This is a genomic window from Achromobacter veterisilvae, assembly GCF_900496975.1.
Lineage (GTDB): Bacteria > Pseudomonadota > Gammaproteobacteria > Burkholderiales > Burkholderiaceae_B > Achromobacter > Achromobacter veterisilvae.
The window spans coordinates 149,158-173,989 of the sequence record NZ_UFQC01000012.1; the positions used below are offsets into that span (position 1 = coordinate 149,158).

General features: G+C 68.2%; 24 protein-coding genes. 21 read left to right on the top strand and 3 right to left on the bottom strand.

The window, feature by feature from the left end; genetic code table 11:
- The first annotated feature begins 21 nt into the window (after positions 1 to 21).
- The 16 genes from AVE30378_RS13595 (at position 22) to AVE30378_RS13670 (ending at position 15,117) form a co-directional block, all read left to right on the top strand.
- The gene (locus AVE30378_RS13595; protein WP_129241401.1) at positions 22 to 1,392 is read left to right on the top strand and encodes an LLM class flavin-dependent oxidoreductase; all 1,371 of its coding nucleotides are present in this window, start codon (positions 22 to 24) and stop codon (positions 1,390 to 1,392) included.
- 106 nt (positions 1,393 to 1,498) lie between these two features.
- Positions 1,499 to 2,299, top strand: coding sequence for a MetQ/NlpA family ABC transporter substrate-binding protein (locus AVE30378_RS13600; RefSeq protein ID WP_129241402.1), 801 nt, complete (start codon positions 1,499 to 1,501; stop codon positions 2,297 to 2,299).
- Positions 2,300 to 2,320: 21 nt separating this feature from the next.
- On the top strand, positions 2,321 to 2,914 hold the full coding sequence (gene ssuE / locus AVE30378_RS13605) for an NADPH-dependent FMN reductase (protein ID WP_129241403.1): 594 nt from the start codon (positions 2,321 to 2,323) through the stop codon (positions 2,912 to 2,914).
- Positions 2,915 to 2,929: 15 nt separating this feature from the next.
- Positions 2,930 to 4,102, top strand: a complete 1,173-nt coding sequence (ssuD, locus tag AVE30378_RS13610) for an FMNH2-dependent alkanesulfonate monooxygenase (RefSeq protein ID WP_129241404.1) — start codon at positions 2,930 to 2,932, stop codon at positions 4,100 to 4,102.
- Positions 4,102 to 4,890, top strand: a complete 789-nt coding sequence (locus AVE30378_RS13615; RefSeq protein ID WP_129241405.1) for an ABC transporter permease subunit — start codon at positions 4,102 to 4,104, stop codon at positions 4,888 to 4,890. The genes ssuD and AVE30378_RS13615 overlap by 1 nt, the downstream gene beginning before the upstream one ends.
- On the top strand, positions 4,890 to 6,116 hold the full coding sequence (locus AVE30378_RS13620) for an acyl-CoA dehydrogenase family protein (protein WP_129241406.1): 1,227 nt from the start codon (positions 4,890 to 4,892) through the stop codon (positions 6,114 to 6,116). Before AVE30378_RS13615 ends, AVE30378_RS13620 begins: the two co-directional genes overlap by 1 nt.
- Before the next feature lie 11 nt (positions 6,117 to 6,127).
- Positions 6,128 to 6,937, top strand: coding sequence for a methionine ABC transporter ATP-binding protein (locus tag AVE30378_RS13625; protein ID WP_129241407.1), 810 nt, complete (start codon positions 6,128 to 6,130; stop codon positions 6,935 to 6,937).
- On the top strand, positions 6,937 to 7,599 hold the full coding sequence (locus tag AVE30378_RS13630; protein WP_129241408.1) for a methionine ABC transporter permease: 663 nt from the start codon (positions 6,937 to 6,939) through the stop codon (positions 7,597 to 7,599). Before AVE30378_RS13625 ends, AVE30378_RS13630 begins: the two co-directional genes overlap by 1 nt.
- A 15-nt stretch (positions 7,600 to 7,614) precedes the next feature.
- Positions 7,615 to 8,442: a MetQ/NlpA family ABC transporter substrate-binding protein gene (locus tag AVE30378_RS13635; RefSeq protein ID WP_129241409.1), complete on the top strand. Its 828-nt coding sequence runs from the start codon at positions 7,615 to 7,617 to the stop codon at positions 8,440 to 8,442.
- A gap of 35 nt (positions 8,443 to 8,477) precedes the next feature.
- Positions 8,478 to 9,377, top strand: coding sequence for an ATP-binding cassette domain-containing protein (locus tag AVE30378_RS13640; protein WP_129241410.1), 900 nt, complete (start codon positions 8,478 to 8,480; stop codon positions 9,375 to 9,377).
- Positions 9,378 to 9,447: 70 nt separating this feature from the next.
- Positions 9,448 to 9,663: a TOBE domain-containing protein gene (locus tag AVE30378_RS13645; protein WP_129241411.1), complete on the top strand. Its 216-nt coding sequence runs from the start codon at positions 9,448 to 9,450 to the stop codon at positions 9,661 to 9,663.
- Between the two features lie 125 nt (positions 9,664 to 9,788).
- Positions 9,789 to 11,198, top strand: a complete 1,410-nt coding sequence (locus AVE30378_RS13650; protein WP_129241412.1) for a DUF3300 domain-containing protein — start codon at positions 9,789 to 9,791, stop codon at positions 11,196 to 11,198.
- Between the two features lie 5 nt (positions 11,199 to 11,203).
- Positions 11,204 to 12,070, top strand: coding sequence for a DUF2950 family protein (locus tag AVE30378_RS13655; RefSeq protein ID WP_244235036.1), 867 nt, complete (start codon positions 11,204 to 11,206; stop codon positions 12,068 to 12,070).
- A 173-nt stretch (positions 12,071 to 12,243) separates the two neighbouring features.
- Entirely contained in the window at positions 12,244 to 13,224 is a 981-nt protein-coding gene (locus AVE30378_RS13660; protein WP_165360181.1) for a YVTN family beta-propeller repeat protein, read from the top strand.
- A gap of 97 nt (positions 13,225 to 13,321) precedes the next feature.
- Positions 13,322 to 14,107, top strand: a complete 786-nt coding sequence (locus tag AVE30378_RS13665) for a polysaccharide deacetylase family protein (protein ID WP_129241414.1) — start codon at positions 13,322 to 13,324, stop codon at positions 14,105 to 14,107.
- 2 nt (positions 14,108 to 14,109) lie between these two features.
- Entirely contained in the window at positions 14,110 to 15,117 is a 1,008-nt protein-coding gene (locus tag AVE30378_RS13670; RefSeq protein WP_129241415.1) for a sterol desaturase family protein, read from the top strand.
- Positions 15,118 to 15,130: 13 nt separating this feature from the next.
- On the opposite strand, the gene AVE30378_RS13675 is transcribed toward AVE30378_RS13670, so the two are convergent.
- Positions 15,131 to 15,772 carry an HD domain-containing protein gene (locus AVE30378_RS13675; protein WP_129241416.1) on the bottom strand — a complete coding sequence of 214 codons (642 nt, stop codon included), beginning with the start codon at positions 15,770 to 15,772 and terminating at the stop codon, positions 15,131 to 15,133.
- 106 nt (positions 15,773 to 15,878) lie between these two features.
- Between AVE30378_RS13675 and AVE30378_RS13680 the strand changes: the two genes are divergently transcribed.
- The gene (locus AVE30378_RS13680) at positions 15,879 to 16,844 is read left to right on the top strand and encodes a GlxA family transcriptional regulator (protein WP_129241417.1); all 966 of its coding nucleotides are present in this window, start codon (positions 15,879 to 15,881) and stop codon (positions 16,842 to 16,844) included.
- Between the two features lie 29 nt (positions 16,845 to 16,873).
- Here AVE30378_RS13680 and AVE30378_RS13685 read toward each other — a convergent pair whose 3' ends face one another.
- The gene (locus AVE30378_RS13685; protein ID WP_129241418.1) at positions 16,874 to 17,383 is read right to left on the bottom strand and encodes an acyl-CoA thioesterase; all 510 of its coding nucleotides are present in this window, start codon (positions 17,381 to 17,383) and stop codon (positions 16,874 to 16,876) included.
- 50 nt (positions 17,384 to 17,433) lie between these two features.
- Positions 17,434 to 18,888 carry a DUF1254 domain-containing protein gene (locus AVE30378_RS13690; protein ID WP_129241419.1) on the bottom strand — a complete coding sequence of 485 codons (1,455 nt, stop codon included), beginning with the start codon at positions 18,886 to 18,888 and terminating at the stop codon, positions 17,434 to 17,436.
- A gap of 298 nt (positions 18,889 to 19,186) precedes the next feature.
- Here AVE30378_RS13690 and fdnG point away from each other — a divergent pair, with 298 nt between their 5' ends.
- From fdnG to fdhE, 4 genes are all read left to right on the top strand, one after another.
- Complete coding sequence (gene fdnG, locus AVE30378_RS13700; protein WP_165360182.1) at positions 19,187 to 22,255, top strand: formate dehydrogenase-N subunit alpha; 3,069 nt, start codon at positions 19,187 to 19,189, stop codon at positions 22,253 to 22,255.
- A 13-nt stretch (positions 22,256 to 22,268) separates the two neighbouring features.
- Positions 22,269 to 23,168, top strand: coding sequence for a formate dehydrogenase subunit beta (fdxH, locus tag AVE30378_RS13705; protein ID WP_129241422.1), 900 nt, complete (start codon positions 22,269 to 22,271; stop codon positions 23,166 to 23,168).
- Positions 23,161 to 23,805: a formate dehydrogenase subunit gamma gene (locus AVE30378_RS13710; RefSeq protein ID WP_129241423.1), complete on the top strand. Its 645-nt coding sequence runs from the start codon at positions 23,161 to 23,163 to the stop codon at positions 23,803 to 23,805. Before fdxH ends, AVE30378_RS13710 begins: the two co-directional genes overlap by 8 nt.
- Positions 23,806 to 23,895: 90 nt before the next feature.
- Positions 23,896 to 24,831, top strand: a complete 936-nt coding sequence (gene fdhE / locus AVE30378_RS13715) for a formate dehydrogenase accessory protein FdhE (protein WP_129241424.1) — start codon at positions 23,896 to 23,898, stop codon at positions 24,829 to 24,831.
- Position 24,832 lies beyond the last annotated feature (1 nt).

The window sequence follows — 24,832 nt, forward strand, 5'->3', positions numbered from 1 at the left end:
AATCCGTTGGAGCGGGCCGCGATGGCGAAGAAGAAAATCCTCCTGAACGCGTTCAACATGAATTGCGTCGGACACATCAACCACGGGTTGTGGACGCATCCGCGCGATAACTCCGTCCAGTACAAGACGCTGGATTACTGGACGGACCTCGCGCGCCTGCTGGAACGCGGCCTGTTCGACGGCCTGTTCCTGGCGGACATCGTGGGCGTGTACGACGTCTATCGGGATTCGGCCGATCTGACGCTGCGCGAGTCCATCCAGTTGCCCGTGAACGATCCCCTGTTGACGGTTTCGGCCATGGCCGCCGCCACGCGCCACCTGGGATTCGGGGTGACGGTGAACCTGACCTACGAAGCGCCTTACCTGCTGGCGCGCCGCTTCTCGACCCTGGACCACCTGACCGGCGGACGCATCGGCTGGAACATCGTCACCGGCTATCTGGAAAGCGCGGCGCGCGCCATGGGCCTGTCCGAGCAGATCGCGCACGACGAACGCTACGACCGCGCCGACGAGTTCCTGGAAGTGGCCTACAAACTGTGGGAAGGCAGTTGGGACGAGGGCGCGGTGAGGGCCGACAGGCGCGCCCGCGTCTATGCGGACCCCGGGGCGGTCCGGCGAGTGGACCACGCCGGCAAGTACTACAGCGTCCAGGGCTATCACCTGTCCGAGCCCTCGCCGCAGCGCACGCCCGTGCTGTACCAGGCCGGCTCGTCCGGCCGCGGCCAGGCGTTCGCCGCCCGCCACGCCGAATGCGTGTTCGTGTCCAGCCAGACCAAGGAGGGCCTGCGCAAACTGGTGGCGGACATACGGGAATCGGCCGCGCGCGAGGGCCGCGACCCGCGCGACATCAAGTTTTTCATGGGCGTCACGGCGGTTGCCGGCGGAACGGAAGCCCTGGCCCGGGAAAAGCACGCCGACTATCTGCGCTACGCGAATCCCGAGGCGGGCCTGGCCCACTACGCCAGCTCCACCGGCATCGACTTTTCCCGCTATGGGCCGGACGAGCCGATCCGCTACGTGAAGAACAACGCCATCGAATCGGCGGTGAAGAGCCTGACGGTCGCCAGGACGGACCGCACGGTGCGCGATCTGCTGGCGGACATGGCGCTGGGCGGCCGCTATCCCGCGCTGGTCGGCAGCGCCGCGCAGATCGCGGACGAACTCGAATCCTGGGTGGCCGAAACGGATATCGACGGCTTCAATCTCGCCAGGACAGTGACGCCCGAATGCTACGAGGATTTCATAGACCTGGTCATTCCGGAACTTCAGTCGCGCGGATCGTACAAGACGGCGTACGCGGACGGTCCGCTGCGGGAGAAACTGTTCGGGCCGGGCAGGGGAAGGCTGCCGGAAGCGCACGCGGGCGCCGCCCCGCGCGCGGTTCCCGCCTAGCGGATTGGCGCGCTCCGACATAAGGTCATGCCGACTAAGTATTTTTGCCGGCCGCGATGCGATGACAGAATCAACCGGTCTCTTCAATAAACCCGGAAACGATTCCATGTCCCCGTTACGCCGCTTGTTTTCCACCGCCGCGCTGGCCCTTGCATTCACCGCCGGCGCGCATGCGCAGGACAAGCCCTCTATCACCGTAGGCATATCCGTCGGCACCGCGGAGAAGATTTTCGAAGTCGTGCAGAAAGTGGCCGCCCGCGACGGCCTGCAGATCAAGCTGGTCAAGTTCAACGACTACCAGCTTCCCAACGCCGCGCTCAACGCCGGCGACCTCGACGCCAACGCGTTCCAGCACAAGCCCTTCCTGGACAACCAGATCAAGGCGCGCGGCTTCGACATCGTTCCCGTGGGCCTGACGGTGACCGCTCCCCTCGGGTTCTATTCGCGCAAGATAAAGTCCCTGGACCAACTGCCCGAGGGCGCCTCGGTGGGCATCCAGAACGATCCCTCCAACGGCAACCGGGCCCTGCGCCTGCTGGCCGCGTACAAGCTCATCACGCTCAAGCCCGAGGCCGAGCAGAAGAACAACGCGACGCCGCTGGATGTCGTGTCCAACCCGCGCAAGCTCAAGCTGGTGGCCCTGGACGCCGCGCAATTGCCGCGCTCGCTGGACGACCTGACCGCCGCATCCATCAACAACGACTACGCCGAACAGGCGGGCCTGGTGCCGGCCCGCGATGCGATCGGGCGCGAGGCCGCCGATGGCCCGTACGCCAACCTGATCGCCGTGCGCACCAAGGACCGCGACCAGCCCTGGGTGAAGAAGCTGGTTTCGGCCTATCAATCGCCCGAGGTGCGGGCCTACATCGAGAAGGAATTCAAGGGTTCCCTCGTTCCCGCTTTCTAACCCGGCCCCTGGCGACACATCATGAGCATTCTTACCCTGGCGGGCAGCCCGGCGCCGCGTTCCCGTTCTTCCGCCCTGCTGCGCCACGCGGCGCAGATCCTGCGCTCGCGCGGACTGGGCATCAGCGAACTGGGCCTGCGCGACATTCCCGCCGAAGAACTGATCGAAGGCCATTACACCGGCGCCGCGGCGGGCGCGCTGCGGGCCAGGGTGGCGGCCGCCGATGCGGTGCTGATCTCGACTCCCGTCTACAAGGCCTCGTTTTCGGGCGGGTTGAAGGCGGTGCTGGACCTGCTGGACGAAAAGGCGCTGGCCGGCAAAGTGGTGCTGCCCATCGCCACCGGCGGCAGTCCCGCGCACCTGCTGGCGCTGGAGTACGGCCTGAAGCCCGTGCTGTCCGCGCTGGGCGCGCGCCACATCCTGGCCGGCGTCTATGCCACCGACAAGCAAGTGCGGGTGGACGAGCAGGGCCTGGCCGATATCGACGACGACGTGCGCCTGCGGCTGGAGGACTCCGTGGACCGTCTGTCCGAGCAGGTGCTGCCGCGCGGCGCCGTCGTCAACGAAGCCTATGACCTGGGCCGGCTCGCGCTTGCGGGCGGCTTCAGCGTCTGACCCCGGAGTTCGCCGATGGATGTTTTCTGGTTCATTCCCACGCATGGCGATTCGCGCTACCTGGGCACCAGCCGCGGCGCGCGCGCGGCCGGCTACGACTATTTCCGCCAGATCGCCGTGGCCGCGGACACCCTGGGCTATGACGGCGTGCTGCTGCCGACGGGCCGCTCCTGCGAGGATGCCTGGGTGGTGGCTTCCAGCCTGATCGGCGCGACGCGCCGGCTGAAGTTCCTGGTGGCCATCCGGCCCGGCGTCAGTTCGCCGCAAGTTTCCGCCCGCATGGCCGCCACCTTCGACCGCCTGTCGGAGGGCCGCCTGCTGGTCAACGTGGTGACGGGCGGCGACCCGGGCGAACTGGAAGGCGACGGCGTCTTCGTCAGCCATGACGAACGCTACGCCATCACGGCCGACTACCTGAAGATCTGGCGCGGCATCCTGGAAAACAGCCATCGGGCCGAAGGCTACAGCTTTGAAGGCGAGCAACTGGTTTCCAAGGGCGGAAAGGTGATCTATCCGCCGGTGCAGAAACCCTACCCGCCGCTGTATTTCGGCGGTTCGTCGGAGGCGGCCCACGACCTGGCCGCCGAACAACTGGACGTGTACCTGACCTGGGGCGAGCCGCCCGACGCCGTGGCCCGCAAGATCGCCGACGTGCGCGAGCGCGCGGCGCGCCATGGCCGCAGCGTGCGTTTCGGCATCCGCCTGCACGTCGTCGTGCGCGAGACCGAACAGGCGGCCTGGGCCGCCGCGGAAGACCTCATCAGCCATCTGAGCGAGGACGCCGTGAGCGCCGCGCAGGCGGCGTTCGCCAAGATGGACTCCGAGGGGCAGCGCCGCATGGCCGCGCTGCATGGCGGCAAGCTCGGCGACGGCAAGGGCGGCCGCTCCCACCTGGAGATATCGCCGAACCTGTGGGCGGGCGTGGGACTGGTGCGCGGCGGCGCGGGCACCGCGCTGGTGGGCGATCCGAAGACCGTGGCCGAGCGCATCCAGGAATACGCGGACCTGGGCATCGACACCTTCATTTTCTCGGGTTATCCGCATCTGGAAGAGTCGTACCGCTTCGCCGAGCTGGTGTTCCCGCTGCTGCCCGGCAAGGACGCGCGCAAGGCGGGCAGCACCGTGCTGACCGGTCCCTTCGGCGAGGTCATGGCGACCGAGCTGGTGCCCAGGGAGTCGGCAAGCTGATGGATCGCTCCGGCAATCCCGGCCGCCCGCGGGCGCGGTTTGCGTCCTGGTTCGCGCCCGTCCTCCTCCTGGCCGCGTGGCAATGGGCCGCGCAGGCGGGCTGGCTGCCGCCCCGCATTCTTCCGGCCCCGTCCGCCGTCGCGTCCGCGGCCGGATCGCTGGCGGTGTCGGGCGAGCTTTGGCCGCCGGTGCGCGACAGTCTGCTGCGCGCGCTGGCCGGCCTGCTCCTGGGCGGCGCGGCAGGCCTGGTTCTGGGCACGCTGAACGGCGCCTGGCGCCGGGCGGGCGCCTGGCTGGACGGCATCCTGCGGGCGGCCCGCGCGGTTCCCGTGCTGGCGCTTGCCCCGCTGGTCCTGTCGTGGTTTGGCGCGGAGGATGCCGCCGGATTGACGCTGCTATCGCTGGGCGCGTTCTTTCCCCTCTATTTCCAGGCTTTCCGCGGCGTCCGTTCGGTGGATCCCGCGCTGGTCGAGATGGGCCGGTCCTGCGGATTGGCCGGATGGCGCCTGTATCGCGACGTGGTCCTGCCGGGCGCGCTGCCGTCGATCCTGACGGGCTTGCGGCAGGCGCTGGGCCTGGTCTGGCTGGTGCTCATCGCGTTCGAGGTCTTCCTGGCGCCGTCCGGCATCGGCCGCCTGATGGCGCAGGCCGATGTGTTGCTGGTGGGCGTCTTGCTCTACGCCGCGCTGGGCTGGGCGGCCGATGGGCTGGCCGTTGCGCTGGAGCGCCGCCTGTTGCGGTGGAGCCCGGCCCGGTGGCGGCCTGAACGCGCTTTAGGAATGAACTGATGGCCAAGATCCCTTCTGCTCAAGAAGCGCGCCCGGCGGCCGATGCCGGGGCCGCGCCCGCGCGCGCGGCCGACGCCGCCGGCGCGCTGGAAACGCTGGCGGCGCAGTTGGCCGCCACCGCCGTCGAACGCGACCGCCTGGGCGGCCACGCCGCCGCCGAGCGCGAACTGATTCGCGCCAGCGGCCTGCTGCGGCTGTCGGTGCCGACCGCCTACGGCGGCGCGGGCGCCAACTGGTCGACGGTACTGGCGGCGGTGCGCAGGTTGGCCGAAGCCGACAGCGCCCTGGCGCACGTGTTCGGTTTCCATCACCTGCAGATCGCGGGCGTGCTGCTGTACGGCACCCCCGATCAGCATGCCTATTTTCTTCAGCCCACCGTCGAGCGCGAGCTGTTCTGGGGCAACGCGCTCAATCCGCTGGACCGCCGCGTCGTCGCGCGCGCCGAGCTGGACGGCTACCGGATCGACGGCGTGAAGAGTTTCAGTTCCGGCTCGGTGGGCTCGGACCTGCTGACCTTCTCCGCCTGGCACAAGCCGTCGGGCACGGCGCTCATCGCCGCGCTGCCGACGGGGACGGAGGGCATCACCGTCAACCCCGACTGGGATGCCTTCGGCCAGCGCCAGACGGACAGCGGCACGGTGCGTTTCGACCACGTGCGCCTGGAATCCGTGCACGTGCTGCAGGCGCCGGGCGCCGAGCCCACCGCGCGCGCCACGCTGCGCTCGCAGGTGGCGCAGTTGATCATGACCAATCTCTACCTGGGCATCGCCCGCGGCGCGCTCCAGGAAGCGCGGCGCTATGTGCGCGAGGACGCCCGGCCCTGGTTCGCGGCCGGCGTGCAGCGGCATGCCGACGACCCCTACGTGCAGGAACGCTTCGGCGAATTCTGGCTGCGCGTGCAGGCCGCGCAGGCGCTGGCCGACCTGGCGGGGCTGAAGCTCGACGCGGCGCTGGCCCGCGGCCCGTCCGTCACCGCCGGCGAGCGCGGCGAGGTGGCCGTGGCCGGCGCGCAGGCCAAGGTGCTGGCGCACCGCGCGGCGCTGGAGGTGGGATCGGAATTGTTCGACGTGACCGGCGCCAGTTCCACCGCTTCCCGCCATGGCTACGACCGCTACTGGCGCAACGCCCGGGTGCACACGCTGCACGATCCCGTCGCCTACAAGATCCGCGACCTGGGCCGCTATGCGCTCCTGGACCAGCTTCCCGAAGCCACCGCTTATTCCTGACGGACCGTTCAATGACCGAAGTTTCCAATTTTCCCGACGTCTCCGTCGTGCCGCAGCCCGTGATCAGGCTGGACGAAGTGAGCAAGTCGTTCGGCACGCGGGCCGGCCGGTTCGACGCCGTGCGCAGCGTTTCCCTGTCGATCCGGGCCGGCGATACCTTCGGCATCATCGGCAAGAGCGGCGCGGGGAAATCCACGCTGCTGCGCCTGATCAACCTGCTGGAACGTCCGGACGAAGGCGCCGTGCACGTGGCCGGCACTGAACTGACCGCGCTGTCCAAGCGCGACCTGCGCGCCGCGCGCCAGAACATCGGCATGATCTTCCAGCAGTTCAACCTGCTGCAGAACGAGACCGTGTTCGAGAACGTGGCGTTTCCGCTGCGCGTGCACGGCGGGCGCAACGGCGGGCAGATCGCGGCGCGCGTGCGCGAATGCCTGGAGATCGTGGGGCTGACGGACAAGGCCGCCAGTTATCCCGCCCAGTTGTCCGGCGGACAGAAGCAGCGGGTGGCGATCGCGCGCGCGCTGGCCAGCGAGCCCGCGGTGCTGTTGTGCGACGAGCCCACCTCGGCGCTGGATCCGGAAACCACGCGTTCGGTGCTGAGCGTGCTGCGCGACATCAACAAGCGGCTGGGCGTCACCATCGTGATCGTGACGCACGAACTGGCCGTGGTGCGGGCGCTGTGCCGCCACGTGGCGGTGATGGAGAACGGCCGGGTGCTGGAACAGGCCGAGATCTCCGGTGCCAACGTGCATCTGTCGTCGGCGCTGGGCCGAGAGCTGATCCGTGAAGCCACCCATCCCTATGAAGAGGTCGCGTGATGCTGGAAACCTTTGTGCAGTTGCTGCCCGAACTGGGCGTGGCGGTCGGACAGACCTTCCTGATGCTGGCCATCGCGCTGGCGGCGTCCATCCTGCTGGGCGGCCCGCTGGGCGTGCTGGTGTTCCTCACCGGGCCCGGCCAGTCGCTGGACCGGCCCGTCGCGCACCGGCTCCTGAGCTGGACGGTGAATACCGTGCGCTCCTTCCCGTTCATCATCCTGCTGGTGGCGCTGGTGCCGTTCACGCGGGTCATCGCCGGCACGTCCATCGGCCCGGTGGCGGCCGCGGTGCCGCTGTCGTTCGCGGCCATTCCCTACTTCGCCCGGCTGGTCGAACAATGCCTGCGCGAAGTGCCGCGCGGCGTGATCGAAGCCGCCCACGCCGCCGGGGCGTCGGAACTACAGATCGTGCGCCGCGTGCTGCTGGTGGAGGCGCGTTCCGGCCTGGTGCTGGCGCTGACCGTGCTGGCCGTCAGCTTCCTGTCGTATTCGGCGGTGGCCGGCGTGGTGGGCGGCGGCGGCATCGGCGACCTGGCCATCCGCTATGGCTATTACCGCTTCCAGACCGACGTGATGGTGCTGACCGTGGCGCTGCTCGTCATCCTGGTGCAGATCCTCCAGTTCGCCGGCAATACCGTCGCGCGACGCATCGACAAACGCTGAACCCAAAGGACCGACATGTCTTTCACCCGCAATATCCTGAGCGCGGCGCTGGCCGTGCTGGCGCTGTCGGGCGCGGCCCACGCGGCCGATCCCGCCAAGAAGGAAATCGTGTTCGGCGCGACCGCCGGCCCCTACAGCGACCAGATCAAGCTCGGCATCAAGCCGATCCTGGAAAAGCAGGGCTATACCGTCAAGATCGTCGAGTTCAACGACTACGTGCAGCCGAACTTCGCGCTGGCGCAGGGCGCGCTGGACGCCAATGCGTTCCAGCACATCGTCTATCTCCAGAACTTCGCGGCCAAGAACAAACTGGAACTGTCGGAACTGGTGAAGGTGCCCACGGCGCCCATCGCCATCTACAGCAAGAAGTACAAGAGCGTCGACGCCGCGCCGGACGGCGTGAGCGTGGCCGTGCCCAACGATCCGACCAACCAGGCGCGCGCACTCGTCGTGCTGCAGGAACTGGGCTGGGTGAAACTGCGCGAAGGCTACGACCCCTTGCAGGTGTCCGAGAAGGACGTGGCCGTGAACCTGAAGAAGATCAAGCTGATTCCGCTGGAGGCGGCGCAACTGCCCCGCTCGCTCGAGGACACGGACTATTCGTTCGTCAACGGCAACTTCGCGCTGGCCTCGGGCCTGAAGCTGACCGAGGCGCTGGCGCTGGAGAAGACCACGCCCACCTACCAGAATCTGGTGGCGGTCCGGACGGCGGACCGCGACAAGCCCTTTGTGAAGGACATCGCGGCGGCGTACGGGTCCCGCGAATTCCTGGAAGTGACCGAGAAGTCTTTCGCAGGCTTCGTCAAGACGGACTATCAGCAGAAGCTGGAGGCGGCCCGCTAGGGCTGCCCGCGACTGCCGGCGCGGAGGCCGCGGCCATGTTCATCAATCCCAACGAGTTCGAACTGTTGCAGCATCTGGACGTTCCGGGGCGGACCGGGCCGGACGCGGAGGCCGCCGGAGACCCCGAGCCCAGGCGCGCCTTGCGCGTGACCTTGCGCAAGCTGGCCAAGCGCCACGGCGGCCGTGTCGTCCTGCGGGAGCTGGACCTGGACATCGCGGCGGGCGAGTTCGTGGCCGTGGTGGGACGCGGCGGAAGCGGCAAGAGCACCCTGCTGCGCCTGCTGGCCGGCCTGGAATCCCCCAGCGGCGAGCAGGGCGGCGCGCCGGCGCGTTCGCCGGTGCTGTTCGACAACTTTCCCCAGTGGGCGTCCGACAGCCGCGTGCGCCTGCTGCTGGCGGACGCTCGCTTGCTGCCATGGAAGCGCGTGCTGCAGAACGTGGCCTTGGGCCTGCCCGAGCGGACGCGCGCCGCCGCCGCGCTGCGGCAGGTGGGGCTGGGCGACCGCGGCGGCGACTGGCCCGCGCAGTTGTCCAAGGAGCAATGCCAGCGCGTCGCGCTGGCGCGGGCGTTGGCGCGCCGGCCGGGCCTCTTGCTGCTGGACGAACCGCTGGCCGGCCTGGATGCGCTGACGCGGATCGAGACGCAGCGGATCGTCGAGGACATCTGGCGGCAGGAGGGCTTCACGGCCGTGCTGGCGACCCACGACGCCGCGGAGGCCGCGGCCCTGGCGGACCGCATTCTCGTCCTGGACGAGGGCGGCGTGGTGTTCGACGAGCGCGTGGCGCTGGAACGGCCCCGGGCGCGCGGTTCGGCGGCGTTCGCCGCCCTGGAGGCGCGAGTGCTGCGCGCGGCGCTCGGGCAGGAATCTTCACCGGATGCGGACAGGCCGTTGGCGCCGGTCATCCAGATCCGGCATCTGAGGCTCGCGGTCTGACGCCGCGCAGGCCGTTATTCACACGTAGGCGCCAAGGCGGCGCCGCCCTTTTCCTTTCAGGAGCAGAACCATGAGCATTCAATCCATCAACGCCCGCAACCAGTTCCGCGGCAAGATCAAGGAGATCATCCTGGGGCCGGTGGTGTCCGAGGTGGACGTCGAGACGCCCGCCGGCATCGTCACGTCCGTGATCACCACGCGTTCCGTGAAGGAGCTGGATCTGCAGATAGGCACCGAGGTGCTGGCGTTCGTCAAGGCCACCGAGGTTTCCGTCGCCAAACTGTAATGCTGGAGCCCGCCTTCGGCGGCGCTTCCCCTGCGCCGCCGTTAGGCATATATTGATCTCCGCGATATCCGGCAGGTTCCTCCTGGTTTGTGGCGTCATGCTTTGCGATTCACGGAGAACGGAAAATGCGTCGACTGCAACGGTGGTTCATCGGCTGGTTATGCCTGGGGCTGGCGGCCTGCCTGCCCGCGGTGGCGCAGACCAAACTGGACAACGCGCAACTGGATCAACTGATGGCGCCCGTGGCGCTGTATCCGGACTCGCTGCTGTCGCAGGTACTCATGGCGGCGACCTACCCCGACGACGTGGCGGCGGCCGCCAAGTGGTCGGCGGCGCATGCCTCGGAATCCGGCGACGCGGCCGTCAAGGCGGTCGAAGGCGAATCCTGGGACCCCAGCGTCAAGTCCCTGGTGGCCTTTCCCTCGGTCATGGACATGATGGGCCGGCAGCCGGACTGGGTGAAATCCCTGGGCGACGCGTTCCTGGCGCAACCCGATGCGGTCATGGATTCGGCCCAGCGGCTGCGCGTCCAGGCCCAGAACGCGGGCAACCTGAAAAGCACGTCCCAGCAGAAGGTCACCTCCAGCACCACCAATGACAAGACGGTGGTGGTGATCCAGCCGGCCGATCCGCAGGTGGTCTACGTGCCCAGCTATAACCCTAGCGTGGTCTATGGCACCTGGGCCTATCCGTCCTACCCTCCCTATTACTACCCGCCGCCGCCGGGTTCGGTGTTCGCCACCTCGCTGGTGGCCGGCATCGGTTTCGGCCTGGGCGTCGCCGCGGTCAACTCCATGTGGGGCGGTTTCGACTGGGGGCACAACGACGTCGACATCGACGTCAACCGGTACAACAACATCAACGTCAACCAGCGCATAGACCGGACCAACGTCAACAACAACAAGGTCGCCTGGCAGCACAACGCCGCCAACCGCGGCAATACGCCGTATGCCGACCAGGCCAGCCGCCAGCGCTTCGACGGCCAGCGCCAGGCCGGCCTGCAGAACCGGCCGCAGCAGCAGCCTGGCCAGGCGGGCCGGACGCCCGCTCCCGGTTCCCGCGACGCCGCCCGCGAACGCGCGGCGCAGTCCTTCGAAGGCCGCACCGGGCAAGCCATTCCCGGCCATGCCCAGCCGGGCGCCGGACGGGGGCAGGGCGCGGCCGGCAGGGAGCAAGCCGGCGGCGCGGGCCGCGGGCAAGGCCAGGCGCACCAGGCGGGGCAGGGCACGCGCGAACGGCCCCAGGGCGGCGCACAGGCGCAGCGCGACCGGGCTTCTTCCAGCGTGTCGACGCAAGACCGGCAGGCCGCGGCCCAGCGCCAGCGCGCGGACGAATCGGCCGCGCGCAACCGGGCCCGCGCCTCCAACAGCACCAGTGCGCTGAGCGACGCCGGCAACGGTGAACGCATGCGGCAGCAGAGCCATCGCGGCGAGGTGAGCCGCGGCGGCGAGGGCGGCGTCCAGCGCGGCGGCGGGGGGCACATGGGCGGGGGACGCGGCGGTGGCGGTGGCGGACATTTCGGCGGCCGGAGATAAGCACCATGGAAAACAGCGTTTTCATGACTTTTGCCCGTTTGCGCGCGCTGGGCGCCGCGTCGGCCCTGGCGCTCGGACTGTCGGTTCCCGCCGCGGCGCAAAGCCTGTACCCGAGCCCCCAGGCCGCGGCGGACGCCTTCGTCGACGCCTTGGCCACCGGCGACCTCGACGGGCTGGCCAAGGTGCTGGGGCCGAATCACCATCGGATCGTGCCGGGCGGCGTGGCGCAGGACGACATCTACCGTTTCCTGGCGGCATGGTCGCGCAAGCACGACATCGTGGCCGACGGCGGCCGTTCCTGGCTGGCGGTCGGCGATTCGGGCTGGACCCTGCCGGTGCCCCTGGTGCGCGCCGGGCACGGCTGGCGCTTCGATCCGGCGGCCGGCACGGCCGAAATCCGCCGCCGCGCGATCGGCCGCAACGAACTGACCGCCATCGAAACCCTGCGCCAGTTGCAGGCGGCGCAGGCCCGCTACCGGGACGGCGTGGGCCAGGGGCGCTACGCGGCCCGCCTGGTCAGCCGCCCGGGCGAGCGGGACGGCCTGTACTGGCCGGAGCTGCCGGGCTCGCCGCCGCAGGCCTTTGGACCGGATGCCCTGGCGATGGGGCCTGACGTGCCGCCGGACGATGCCTATTTCGGATACCGCTACAAGGTGATTTCCGGCGGCCAAGACAATTCGTACCGCATCGTCGCCTGGCCGGTCCGCTACGGGCAGACGGGCATCGGATCCTTCGTCGTGGGGCCCGAGGGCGGCGTCCTGGAGGCCGATCTGGGACCCTCGTCCGCGGCGCGCGCGGCGGCGCTGCGCGAGCGCGATATCGGGGCCGGAAACTGGGTCGACGCGGCCGCGCAACCCCTTGGCGCCAAATGATTTTTCCGGCGCCGGAGGCGGGATCGGCGCACGCCTGTTGCTGGGTCGCAACAGGCGTGTGCGTTTGTCGCGAAACCCGCGTTTGACGCGCTTTTGTCAGGTCGCCGTGCCTACAATGGCGAGCGTCGGGACCTTGCCCGATTTTCCCTTGCCGGACCTAGAAATTGAACCCCATGCATTTTGTCCGCTACGCCCTGTTCGGCGTAGGGATGGCGCTTAGCGCTGCGGCGGCATCTGCCCCGATTTTCGTCCTGAATTCCCTGGACGCCAACGTCAGCATCATCGATCCGGCCACCTACAAGGAACTGCGGCGCGTGCCCACCGGCAAGGAACCGCACCACCTGTATCTCACCCCCGACGAGAAGTCGCTCATGGTGGCCAACGCCACGGGCGACACGATCACGCTGATGGACCCCAAGACCGGCGAGGTGCAGCGCACCCTGACCGGCATCGTCGATCCCTACCAGTTGCAGTTCTCGCCGGACATGAAGTGGTTCGTGACCGCGGCCAACCGCCTGGACCATATCGACATCTACGCGTGGAAGCCGCTGGAAAAGGGGTTCGACCTGACGCTGGTCAAGCGCATCCCGGCGGGCAAGACGCCCAGCCACATCATGATCGACAAGAAGAGCACGACGGCCTACGTGACTCTGCAGGATAGCGACGAGCTGATCGCCATCGACCTGGCCACGCAGACGCCGAAGTGGACGGTGCCGGTGGGCAAGACGCCCGCCGACGTATTCCTGACGCCCGACCAGAAGACGCTGCTGATCGCCCTGACGGGCGATTCCTACGTCGAGGCCTATGACGTCAGCAACGGCCCGGCCAAGCTGGTGGCGCGCATCAAGACGGCCGCGGGCGCGCACGCCTTCCGCGCCCAGGGCGACCACCGCCATCTGTTCGTCAGCAACCGCACGGCCAACTCCATCAGCCGCATCGACCTGCAGACGCTTGCCGTCACCGACACCTTCCCGGTGCCCGGCGGCCCCGACTGTATGGACGTGCTGGCCGACGGCAAGACGCTGCTCGTCACTTCCCGCTGGGCGCGCAAGCTCACCGTGGTGGACCTGGAGCAGAAGAAGGTCGTCAATCAGGTGCCGGTAGGCAAGTCGCCCCACGGCGTCTGGACCTTGAACCATGCTCCTACAAGGTAAGGGGAAGAGCCCCCACGCCGCGCACGCTATGCGTGCTTGCTGCCCCCCGAGGGGGCGCTTTTTGCCTTGGGGCGGCCCGGCGGCAAAAAGGGCCTCCATGCTGCGCAAGTTTGCTGTGGTGGCGGTTCTGGCCCTGGCCGCGCCGGCATTCGGCGCCGCCGGACAGGCAGTCTGCGACAAGCCCGTCTACCTGACGTTCGACACCGGCCACATGGGCGTGGCGCCGCTGGTGGCCGAGGTGCTGGCCCGCCACCGCGTCAAGGCCACGTTCTTCCTGGCCAACGAGCGCACGCTGACCGGCGGCTCCAGCCTGGACGACGTGTGGGCGCCGTGGTGGAAGGCGCGCGCGGCGGAAGGCCACGTCTTCGGGTCGCACACGTACGACCATGTCTATTGGCAGGGCGACCTGCCCGGCGGCAAGTTCCGGGTCAAGCCCAGCGCCGGCCCGGACGCGGGCAAGCGCGCCGAATGGACCGCGGCGCAGTATTGCGCCGAGATCAAGCGCTCCGCCACGCGCTTTCGCCAGATGACCGGCCAGGAGATGCTCCCGCTGTACCGCGCGCCGGGCGGCAAGACCTCGCCCGCGCTGCTGCAGGCCGCCAAGGCCTGCGGGTTCGAGCACGTGGGCTGGGCGCCGGCCGGCTTCCTGGGCGATGAGCTGCCCAGCGATAAATACCCCAACGCCCGCCTGCTGGACCAGGCGCTGCGCGCCATCAAGCCCGGCGACATCCTGCTGGCCCACCTGGGCATCTGGTCGCGCCAGGATCCCTGGGCGCCGGCCGTGCTGGAGCCGCTGATTGAAGGTTTGCAGCGCAAGGGCTATTGTTTCGCTACCCTGAACACGCATCCGTCCTACCGCGGCTGGATCGCCACTCATCACTGACCATGGATACGCTTAGTCAACTTTTCGGAGAATGCCAGCAATGGATCTTCGAGACGGCGATTCAGCCCGCGCTGTTCCACCTGGGCCTGAGCAACTTCATCGAGGACGGCTATGACGCCACGATGTGGCTGCTGGTCGGCCTGCTGCAGGTCGCGGTGCTGGTGCTGGTGTTCGGTCCCTTGCAGCGCCTGCGGCCGGTGGAGCCCGTCACGGACCGCCGCCAGATCGGCGTGGACGTGCTGTACACGCTGATCCACCGGCTGGGCGCGTTCCGGCTGGTGCTGTTCTTCACCATCGACCCGCTGTGGGACAGCGTGTTCGGGCAACTGCACGTATGGGGCTACGCCGGCTTCCAACTGGACCAGTATTGGCCGGGCGTGACGGACAAGGCCTGGGTCAGCCTGATCATCTACCTGCTGCTGTTCGACGCGGTGGACTACTTCTACCATCGGGCCCAGCACCGGTTCGGCTGGCTCTGGGCGCTGCACGCCGTGCACCACAGCCAGCGCCAGATGACGATCTGGAGCGACGACCGCAATCACCTGCTGGACGACATGCTGCGCGACGTGCTGGTGGTGTTCGTTTCGCAGTTGGTGGGCGTGCCGCCGGCGCAGTTCGTGATGGTGGTGGCCATCACCCAACTGGCGCAGAGCTTTTCGCACGCCAACCTGCGCATGCATTTCGGCGCCGTGGGCGAACGCCTGCTGGTCAGTCCCCGGTTCCATCGCCATCACCATTCCATCGCCTACGACGCCTCGTCGCCGGGGCCGGCGGGCGGTTATAACTTCGCCGCGCTGTTCCCCATCTGGGACGTGCTGTTCCGCACCGCCCGCTTCGGCGTGGGCTACGGCCCCACGGGCATCCATGACCAGCACCCCGAGGCCGGCGGCCGGGACTACGGCCGCGGCTTCTGGTCGCAGCAGTGGCTCGGCCTCAAGCGCCTGGCAGGCCGCGACCGCGAACCGGCCGGCGCGCCGGCCGATCCGCCGCCGGCCGCCGAGCGCGCCTGACGCGTTCCGGCCGTCAGCCCGCCCAGCGCGAGTTGCGGATGACGCTGCAGAAATTTCCGGGCCGGAAGGCCGGCTCCTTGTCGGCGACGACGTCGGTCTTGACGTTGCCGAACGTGGTCTGCGGCTTGTGCCGGATGCCATCGTAGAAGGCCTGGATGATCTCCTCCTTGAACCGGGGCCCGCGCGGATGGGCCGCCACCACCGCCTCGCGCTGCGCGTCGCTGTATTCGCCATAGGTCAGGCCCAGCACGTCCATCTCCACGCCCGCCGTCACCAGCGCCACCACCGGATCCATGAACTCGGGGATGCCTGGCGTGGTGTGCAGCGCGATCGCCGTCCAGACAAGCTCGATGTCGCGCTGAGCGATGCCGCGGCTTTGCAGGAAATCCCGCGCCGCGTTGGCGCCGTCCACTTCGAAGCGGCAGCAATCGCTGCTGTGCTGCCGGGTCAGCCCCATGTCGTGGAACATACAGCCGCAGTAAAGCAATTCGGGGTCGAACTTCAGGCCGCGCTGTTTGCCGGCCAGCGCGCCGAAGTAGTAGACGCGGCTTGAATGATGGAACAGCAGCGGGGATTCGGTGTCGCGCACCAGCTCGGTGATTTCGCGGACCAATTGGCTGTCGGGGATCCGGACGTCGTCGAGGGAGAAATTCATGGCATGGGCCTCCTGGTAGGGGTACGCCGTTCATTCTGCTGCCGCGCTAGAATGGCTTCAATAGAAGTAATACGCCAATTCCTGCCAAATACCGCGATCCGCTGCCATGACCAAAACCATCGCCGTGCTGGCCCTGCCGGGCGTGCAGATGCTCGACGTGTCCGGTCCGCTCGACGTCTTCGCCCAGGCCAACGCGGAACTGGGGCGTCCGTACTACGCGCTGCGCGTGGTGGGCTACGAGCCCGGGCCCGTCCGCAGTTCGTCGGGCGTATGCCTCCTGCCCGACGCGGCGGTGGGCGACCCGCTGCCGCGCATCGACACCTTGCTGGTCGCCGGCACGCCGCGGGCGTCGCGCGCCGTCCTCAGCACGCCGGCGCTGCAATGGATCCGCGCGACCGCAAGGGACGCCAGGCGCTACGGGTCGGTCTGCACCGGCGCGTTCGTGCTGGCCGCCGCGGGCCTGCTGGAGGGGCGGCGGGTGACGACGCATTGGAACGCGGCCCGGGAACTGCGCCAGGCCTATCCGCGTGTCGTGGTCGAGGAAGACGCGCTGCACGTGCGCGACGGCAAGCTGCGCACCTCCGCGGGCGTGACGGCCGGGCTGGACCTGGCGCTGTCGCTGGTCGAAGAAGACCTGGGGCGCGGCGTGGCGGCGAAAGTGGCATCGCAACTGGTGATGTTCTTCAAGCGCCCGGGCGGACAGTTGCAGTTCAGCCGCAAGGGGCAGGCCGGGCCGGTCGGCAGATCGGTGCTCCAGGAGGTGCAGCGCTGGGTGGCCGCGCACCCGCAACTGCCGCTATCGGTGGAGGCCCTGGCCGGGCATGCGGGTCTCAGCCCCCGGCACTTTGCGCGCCTGTTCCACGCGGAAGTCGGCATCACGCCGGCGGCCTGGGTGGAGATGACGCGCGTGTCGGCCGCGCGCGCCTTGCTTGAGACGGGCGCCGCCACGCCCAAGCAGGCGGCGGCGCAGTGCGGCTTCGCCAACGTGGATACGCTGCGCCGGGCCTTCGTCAAGCACGTGGGGGTATCGCCGGCGATGTACCGGCGGCATTACGGCGGCGCCGCGGACTGAACCGCGGCAGCCATTCCGCCGCCCGGCGGTCAGGGGCGGGCCTGGGTGTCGTGCGTGGTTTCGCGCTTGATTTCGCCGTGGCGGCGCTCCATTTCCTGGCGCAGTTCGCGGCGCAGCCTGGCCGCTTCCAGGCGCTGCTTTTCCTCGAGCGTGCGCGGCGCAAGCGGGGGCACCGCGGTGGGCGCGCCCTGATCGTCCACCGCCACCATCGTGAAGTAACAGCTATTGGTGTGGCGCACGAGCTTCTTGCGGATGTCTTCGGTGACGACCTTGATCCCGATTTCCATGGACGTGCGGCCCGTGTAGTTCACGGCCGCGAGGAAGGTCACCAGTTCGCCCACGTGGATGGGTTCGCGGAACACGACCTGGTCGACGGACAGGGTCACGACATATTGGCCGGCGTACCGGCTGGCACAGGCGTAGGCCACCTGGTCCAGGTACTTGAGGATGGTTCCGCCGTGCACATTCCCCGAGAAGTTCGCCATGTCCGGCGTCATCAGGATGGTCATCGACAATTGGTGGCTAAAGGCGTCGTCCATGGCGGGCGTTCAATCTCGGATAAAACGCCTATGGTAGCGGCAGGCGCCCGTCATGGCGCCGTCTTTTCGGCGGCCTCCGGGGTTTCTTCCGGCGGCGCGTCCCGCAGCGCGGGCGGAGGCGTCCAGGAACCGTCCAGCAGCGCCGGTTCCGGCGCATAGGCGCGCAGCAGCACGCTGACCGGGCCGGCGGGCGGCAGCGGCAGCCAGTTGGCCTGCTCTTCGGGCGGGGGCGGGGCATGGCTGACCCGCAGGTCCAGCGAACCGTCCGCGTTATAGCGCAGGGGATCGCGGCTGCCGAGCGCGTAGCGCCCCAGAGGATTGGCGGCCGGCATGCCCTGGCCGTCGTAGGCCGCAAGCGACCATAGCGCGCCGGCGGGCGGCAACTGGCCGCTTTCGAAGCGCAGCGCATAACCGTGCGCGCCGTCCAGCGGCGCGCCCTGGCTGTCGGCGGCCAGCAGCAGCACCGACAGGTCCTCGGGCAGGCCCGAGCCCGGCTGCGCCTGCGCGGCCAGCGCGCGCCGCAGATAGGCGTTGCCGTACACGCCGATGCTGCCGGTTTCCTGCTGCCAGCCGTTCACGCCGCGCACGCTGCCGCCCGCCGCGGCCGCCATGCGTTCGCGCGCCGCGCGCAGCCCCCGGCGCATGCCCTGCTTGGCGGGGTGGTCGAGCTTGTCGAAATCGAACGGCCGGCCCGGGACCAGCCCGACGCGGCGCAACTGCGCAAGCACGGGCTGGTCCGTGGGATGCGGCGGATTCCTGCGCAGCAGCTCGGCCGCGTAGGTGAAGAAGGCGTCCGTCGGCATGGATTCCACCTGTTCGCGCACCGGGGTGGCCAGGTCCAGGGTGGAATCCGACCGCGGCCGCTGCGCCTGCGGGGGCAGGTTCCACTGCGCCAGCGGCGTCAGGACGAAGCCGTCCTGCAAGGCGTGGACCGCGGGATAGTCGGCCGGACCTTCGGTCTGGATCAGGTTCTTGGCCCACACGTAGGCAGTGGGCGCGTCGATGCGGGACATGCCCGAGGGCAGGGCGCCGGTCCAGCCGGGCGGCACGATCGCGGTATTGCCCTTGGCCGTGCCGGTGCTGCGCTTGCCCAGCGCGGCGAAGGCGTCCGTCCACATATCCAGCAGGGTCAGCGTGTAGAGCCGCCCCTGGGTGTCCGGCACGGACAGCACCACCGGCCCGGCCGTCAGGTCCAGCCAGGCGGCGCTGCGCAGCATGTCGGGGTTGGCCCAGGGCGCGGCGGCTCCCGGCACCGGCAAGGCGCGTCCGTGCAGGAAGGCGTTGGCCGGCGCGCCTTGCGCGCCGCGCGACGGGTGGATGGACTGGCGGCGGGCCAGGTCCATCGTCACCAGGGGATAGAAATAGAGGTAGCCCTCCATCGCGGCCTGGCGGGCGGCCTCCGTCGCGGCGGCGGCCGGGGTCGGGGCGGCGGGCGCCGCGCCGGCGGAGGCGGCGGGCGCGAGCGCGGCGGCGAAACACAGGGCCAGGAAAGCAAGGCGGCGCATCGGCGCTCCTATGGTCTAGCGGGAAAAACGGGAGGCCGGCGCGGCGTCCCCGGAATCGCGGGCCCGCCGGGACCTCCAGGCTGCCGGCCATGGTAGCAGTCCCGGAATCATCCAAAATCTGCGAAATGACGAGATTTCGCCGTCAAATTCCAGCCATAGGGACGATACCCGAGGGGGCCGGATGGGCATGGCGCGTCCGTTGCGCAAGGCCTATACTCGAACACATGTCCTTGGAGGCCGCAGGGCTTTTTGCTTCGGCGGGCCCGGCCTTCTTCATTCACCCGGAGAGGAGTGCTTCATGGTCAACATGAATCGCCGCCAGTTCTTCAAGGTGACCGGTGCGACGCTGGCAGGCTCCAGCCTGGCCTTGCTCGGGGCAGCCCCCGGCACGGCCATGGCCGAAGTCCGCCAGTACAAGCTTGCGCGCATGACTGAAACGCGCAACACCTGTCCCTACTGTTCGGTCGCCTGTGGCCTGCTGATGTACGGCCTGGGCGACGGCGCCAAGAATGCGCGCGCCAGCATCGTCCACATCGAAGGCGACCCCGACCACCCCGTCAACCGCGGCACGCTCTGTCCGAAGGGCGCGGCCCTGATCGACTTCATCCACAGCCCCAACCGCCTGAAGTACCCGGAATACCGGGCGCCCGGTTCGGACAAGTGGGTGCGGATGTCGTGGGACGACGCCCTGACGCGCATCACCAAGCTCATGAAGGCCGACCGCGACGCGAACTTCGTCGAGAAGACTGCGGACGGCAAGACGGTCAACCGGTGGCTGACCACCGGCATGCTGGCCGCCTCGGCAAGCAGCAACGAGGTCGGCTACATCACGCACAAGACCGTGCGCAGCATGGGGATACTGGCGTTCGACAACCAAGCCCGTGTCTGACATGGCCCGACGGTGGCAGGTCTTGCCCCGACGTTTGGCCGTGGAGCGATGACGAACCATTGGGTCGACATCAAGAACGCGGACGTAGTACTGATCATGGGCGGCAATGCCGCCGAGGCCCACCCTTGCGGGTTCAAATGGGTCACGGAAGCGAAAGCCCATAACAAGGCGAAACTCATCGTCGTGGACCCGCGCTTCACGCGCTCGGCGTCCGTGGCGGACTTCTACGCGCCCATACGCACCGGCACCGACATCATTTTCCTGGGCGGCGTCATCAAGTACCTGTTGGATCACGACAAGATCCAGCACGAGTACGTGCGCAACTACACCGACTTTTCGTTCATCGTGCGCGAGGACTTCATGTTCGACGCGGGGCTGTACTCGGGCTACAACGCCGAGAAGCGCAGCTACGACAAGTCGAGCTGGGACTACGAGCGCGGCGAGGACGGCTACGTCAAGACCGATCCCACGCTGGAGCATCCGCGCAGCGTCTACCAACTGCTGAAGAAGCACTACTCGCGCTACACCGAGGACATGGTCGAGCGCGTCTGCGGCACGCCCAGGGACAAGTTCCTGAAGGTGTGCGAAATGCTGGCCAGCACGGCCGGCAAGGACCGCGCCGCGACCATTCTCTACGCGCTGGGCTGGACGCAGCACTCCATCGGCTCGCAGATCATCCGCACCGGCGCGATGGTGCAGTTGCTGCTGGGCAACATCGGCATCGCCGGCGGCGGCATGAACGCGCTGCGCGGGCACTCGAACATCCAGGGCCTGACCGATCTGGGGCTGATGTCGAACCTGCTGCCGGGCTACATGACCCTGCCCAACGAGCCCGAGCAGGACTACGGCAAGTACATCGAGACGCGCACGCAGAAGCCGCTGCGGCCCAACCAGTTGAGCTACTGGCAGAACTACAACAAGTTCCACGTCAGCCTGATGAAGGCCTGGTGGGGCAAGGCGGCCACGGCGGAAAACAACTGGGCGTTCGACTACCTGCCCAAGCTGGACAAGCTCTACGACATGCTGCAGGTCTACGAGCTCATGGTCCAGGGCAAGATGAACGGCTATATTGCGCAGGGCTTCAACCCGCTGGCCGCGGCGCCCAACAAGGCCAAGCTGAACGACGGCTTCGCCAAGCTGAAGTTCCTGGTCATCATGGATCCCCTGGTCACCGAGACCTCGGAATTCTGGCGCAACGCCGGCGAGGCCAACGACGTCGATCCCGCCAAGATCCAGACGGAGGTCTTCCGCCTGCCCACCACCTGTTTCGCCGAAGAGGACGGCACGCTGGTGAACTCCGGCCGCTGGCTGCAATGGCACTGGAAGGGCGCCGAGCCGCCGGGCGAGGCCAAGAGCGACATCGAGATCATGGCGCTGATCTTCACGCGCCTGCGCAAGATGTACCAGGAAGAGGGCGGCAAGTATCCCGATCCCATCGTCAACCTGTCCTGGCCCTACGCCAACCCGCAGAATCCCACCGCGGAAGAACTGGCCAAGGAATACTCGGGCCGCGCGCTGGTGGACCTGGCCGATCCGAAGGATCCCGCCAAGATCACCCGCAAGGGCGGCGAGCAATTGGCGGGCTTCGCGGAACTGCGCGACGACGGCTCCACGGCCAGCGGCTGCTGGATCTTCGCCGGCGCCTGGGGCCCCGGCGGCAACCTGATGGCGCGCCGCGACAACAGCGACCCGACCGGCATCGGCCAGACGCTCAGTTGGGCCTGGGCATGGCCGGCCAACCGCCGCATCCTGTACAACCGGGCGTCCTGCGATCCGTCGGGCAAGCCGTTCGATCCGCGCCGAAGCCTGATTTCCTGGAACGGCAAGGCCTGGGTCGGCGCCGACATCCCGGACTTCAAGGGAGACGAAAACCCCGACGGCGGCATGGGGCCGTTCATCATGAACCCGGAAGGCGTGGCGCGCTTCTTCGCGCGGGCCGGCATGGCCGAAGGGCCGTTCCCCGAGCACTACGAACCCTTCGAGACGCCGCTGGGCTACAACCCGCTGTATCCGAAGGCCAAGGGCGTCACCAGCAATCCGGCCGCGCGCGTCTTCAAGGACGACCTGGCCGCGATGGGCACGGTCGACAATTTCCCGTACGTGGCCACCACCTACCGCCTGACGGAGCACTTCCACTACTGGACCAAGAACGTCCGCATCAACGCGATTCTCCAGCCAGAGCAATTCGTGGAGCTCGGCGAAGCGCTGGCCCAGGAATTGGGGATCGCCAACGGGACGCGCGTGAAGGTGTCGTCCAACCGCGGCTACATCAAGGCGGTGGCGCTGGTCACCAAGCGCCTGCGGGCGCTGACCGTCGAGGGCAAGACCGTGCATCACGTGGGCATCCCGATCCACTGGGGCTTCGTGGGCATCGCCAAACCCGGCTTCCTCACCAACACCCTGACGCCTTTCGTGGGCGACGGCAATTCCCAGACACCGGAATTCAAGTCGTTCCTGGTCAAGGTCGAGAAGGCATAGGAAGGAGACCGACATGGCTATGCAATCCCTGGACATCAAGCGGCGCTCCGCCACGACCACGCCGCCGCCCGGCATCCGCGAACCCGTCACGGGCTCGGTCGCCAAGCTGATCGACGTCTCCAAGTGCATCGGGTGCAAGGCTTGCCAGAGCGCCTGTATGGAATGGAACGATCTGCGCGACGAGATCGGCACCAACGTGGGCGTCTACGACAACCCGGCCGACCTGACCGAGCATTCCTGGACCGTCATGCGCTTCTCGGAATACGAGAACCCCGCGGGCGACCTGGAATGGCTGATCCGCAAGGACGGCTGCATGCACTGCGAGGACCCGGGCTGCCTGAAGGCCTGTCCCTCGCCGGGCGCCATCATCCAGTACAACAACGGCATCGTGGATTTCCACGAAGAGAACTGCATCGGCTGCGGCTACTGCATCACCGGCTGTCCGTTCAACGTGCCGCGCATCTCCAAGAAGGACCACAAGGCCTATAAGTGCACCCTGTGTTCCGACCGCGTGGCCGTCGGCCAGGAGCCGGCCTGCGTCAAGGCCTGTCCGACCGGCGCCATCGTCTTCGGCACCAAGGACGACATGAAGCAGCACGCGGCCGAGCGCATCGAGGACCTGAAGTCGCGGGGCTTCGACCAGGCCGGCCTGTACGATCCGCAGGGCGTGGGCGGCACCCACGTCATGTACGTGCTGCACCATGCCGACCAGCCGGGCCTGTACCACGGGCTGCCGAAGGATCCGCAGATCAGTCCCATGGTCGCGCTGTGGAAGGGCATCGCCAAGCCGCTGGGCGTGGCCGCCATGGCCCTGACCGCGCTGGCGGGCTTCTTCCACTATGCCCGTGTCGGCCGCAACGAAGTCAGCGAGGAAGACGAACGCAGGGCCGAAGAGGAGGTTCGCCATGAGTGAACGACGCCATCGCCTGATCAAGCGCTACTCCCCCGGCGAGCGCACCAACCACTGGATCATCGCACTGAGCTTCATCCTGCTGGCGCTCTCGGGGCTGGCGCTGTTCCATCCGTCCATGTACTGGTTGACCAACCTGTTCGGCGGCGGGCCCTGGACGCGCATCCTGCACCCCTTCATCGGGCTGGTGATGTTCGTCTGCTTCGTCGTGTTCGCCGGGCATATGTGGCGCCACAACGTCATGACGAAGGCGGACCGCCAGTGGATGCGGCAGTTGAACGACGTGGTCGAGAACCGCGAGGACAAGCTGCCCGAGGTCGGCAAGTACAACGCCGGCCAGAAGCTGCTGTTCTACGTGCTGATCCTGTGCATGCTGGGCCTGTTCGCCAGCGGCATCGTGATCTGGCGCGAGTACTTCGCGTTCTATTTTCCGATCTGGGTCGTCCGCGCGGCTTCGGTGCTGCATGCCGTTTGTGCATTGGTGCTGATTTGCGCGATCATTGTGCATATTTATGCGGCGATCTGGGTCAAGGGCTCCCTGACGGCGATGCTGCGGGGTTATGTCACCGCGGGCTGGGCGTGGAAACACCACCGCGCCTGGTTCCGGGAGCAGGTCGGCAAGGGGCCCGCCGGAAAATAGGCTTTCCGGCCGGTTTCACCGAGTCCCATCGCACGGCTGCCTCCCCCTTTTCCGGGGGCGGCAGCCGTGTTTGTTTATCTGGAGACGCAATTGCAGCGAATTCTTCCGCGCGGCGAAATCGAAGCGCTTGATCACAACAGCATCCCCCGGATCAAGCTGCCGGAGCGCGAGTCCGTGTTCGCCGTCCGCGCCGCGCGCCTGCGCCAGCTTGCCGCGGACAGTCCGGTGGCCGACTATCTCCTGCTGATGGCCCGGCTGGTCGACGCGCAGCAGCGCGCGCTGGCGCACTGCCACGCGCCTGAAGCCACCGAAGACCGCATTTCCCTGGCCCAGGCCCATGGCATGCCGCCGCTGCAGGCGGTGGGCTGGCCCCGCGATCCGCTGTGGCGCAAGATCCTGGAGCAGTTGCTGGATGACGTCGCCGGCGGCCAGGACGTCCCGGCCGAGGCCGTCGAGGTGTGCGCCGCGCTGCGCCGCGCGCTGGCGGACGATCCGGAATCGGTCGAAGACCTGGCCGACGCCGTGCTGGCCGAGCAGGACCAGGGCGTGGACGGCGCGGCCGCGCCTTTCGTGATGGCGGCGCTGCAAGTCTACTGGACCGACCTCGCCAGCCGCTTCGACGACAAGCAGTTGCCCGTGGCCAGCCCCTTCGGCGTATGCCCGGTGTGCGCCAGCCTGCCGGTGGCCAGCGTGGTCCGCGTGGGCGGCCAGTTCGAGGGCTACCGCTACCTGTGCTGCAGCTTGTGCGCCACGCAATGGCACATGGTGCGCGTGAAATGCTCGCATTGCGAGGACGTGGAGTCGGTGGCGTACCAGGCCATCGAGGGGCGTTCGGAAGCGATCAAGGCCGAGACCTGCGACCATTGCCACACCTACCGCAAGATCTTCTACCAGGACAAGGACCTGAACGTGGAGCCGGTGGCCGACGACCTGGCCAGCCTGATGCTCGACGTGCTGGTGGGCGAGGCCGGCTATTCGCGGGCCAGCGGCAATCCCTTGCTGTGGCACGGCTCGGAGGAGGACTGAC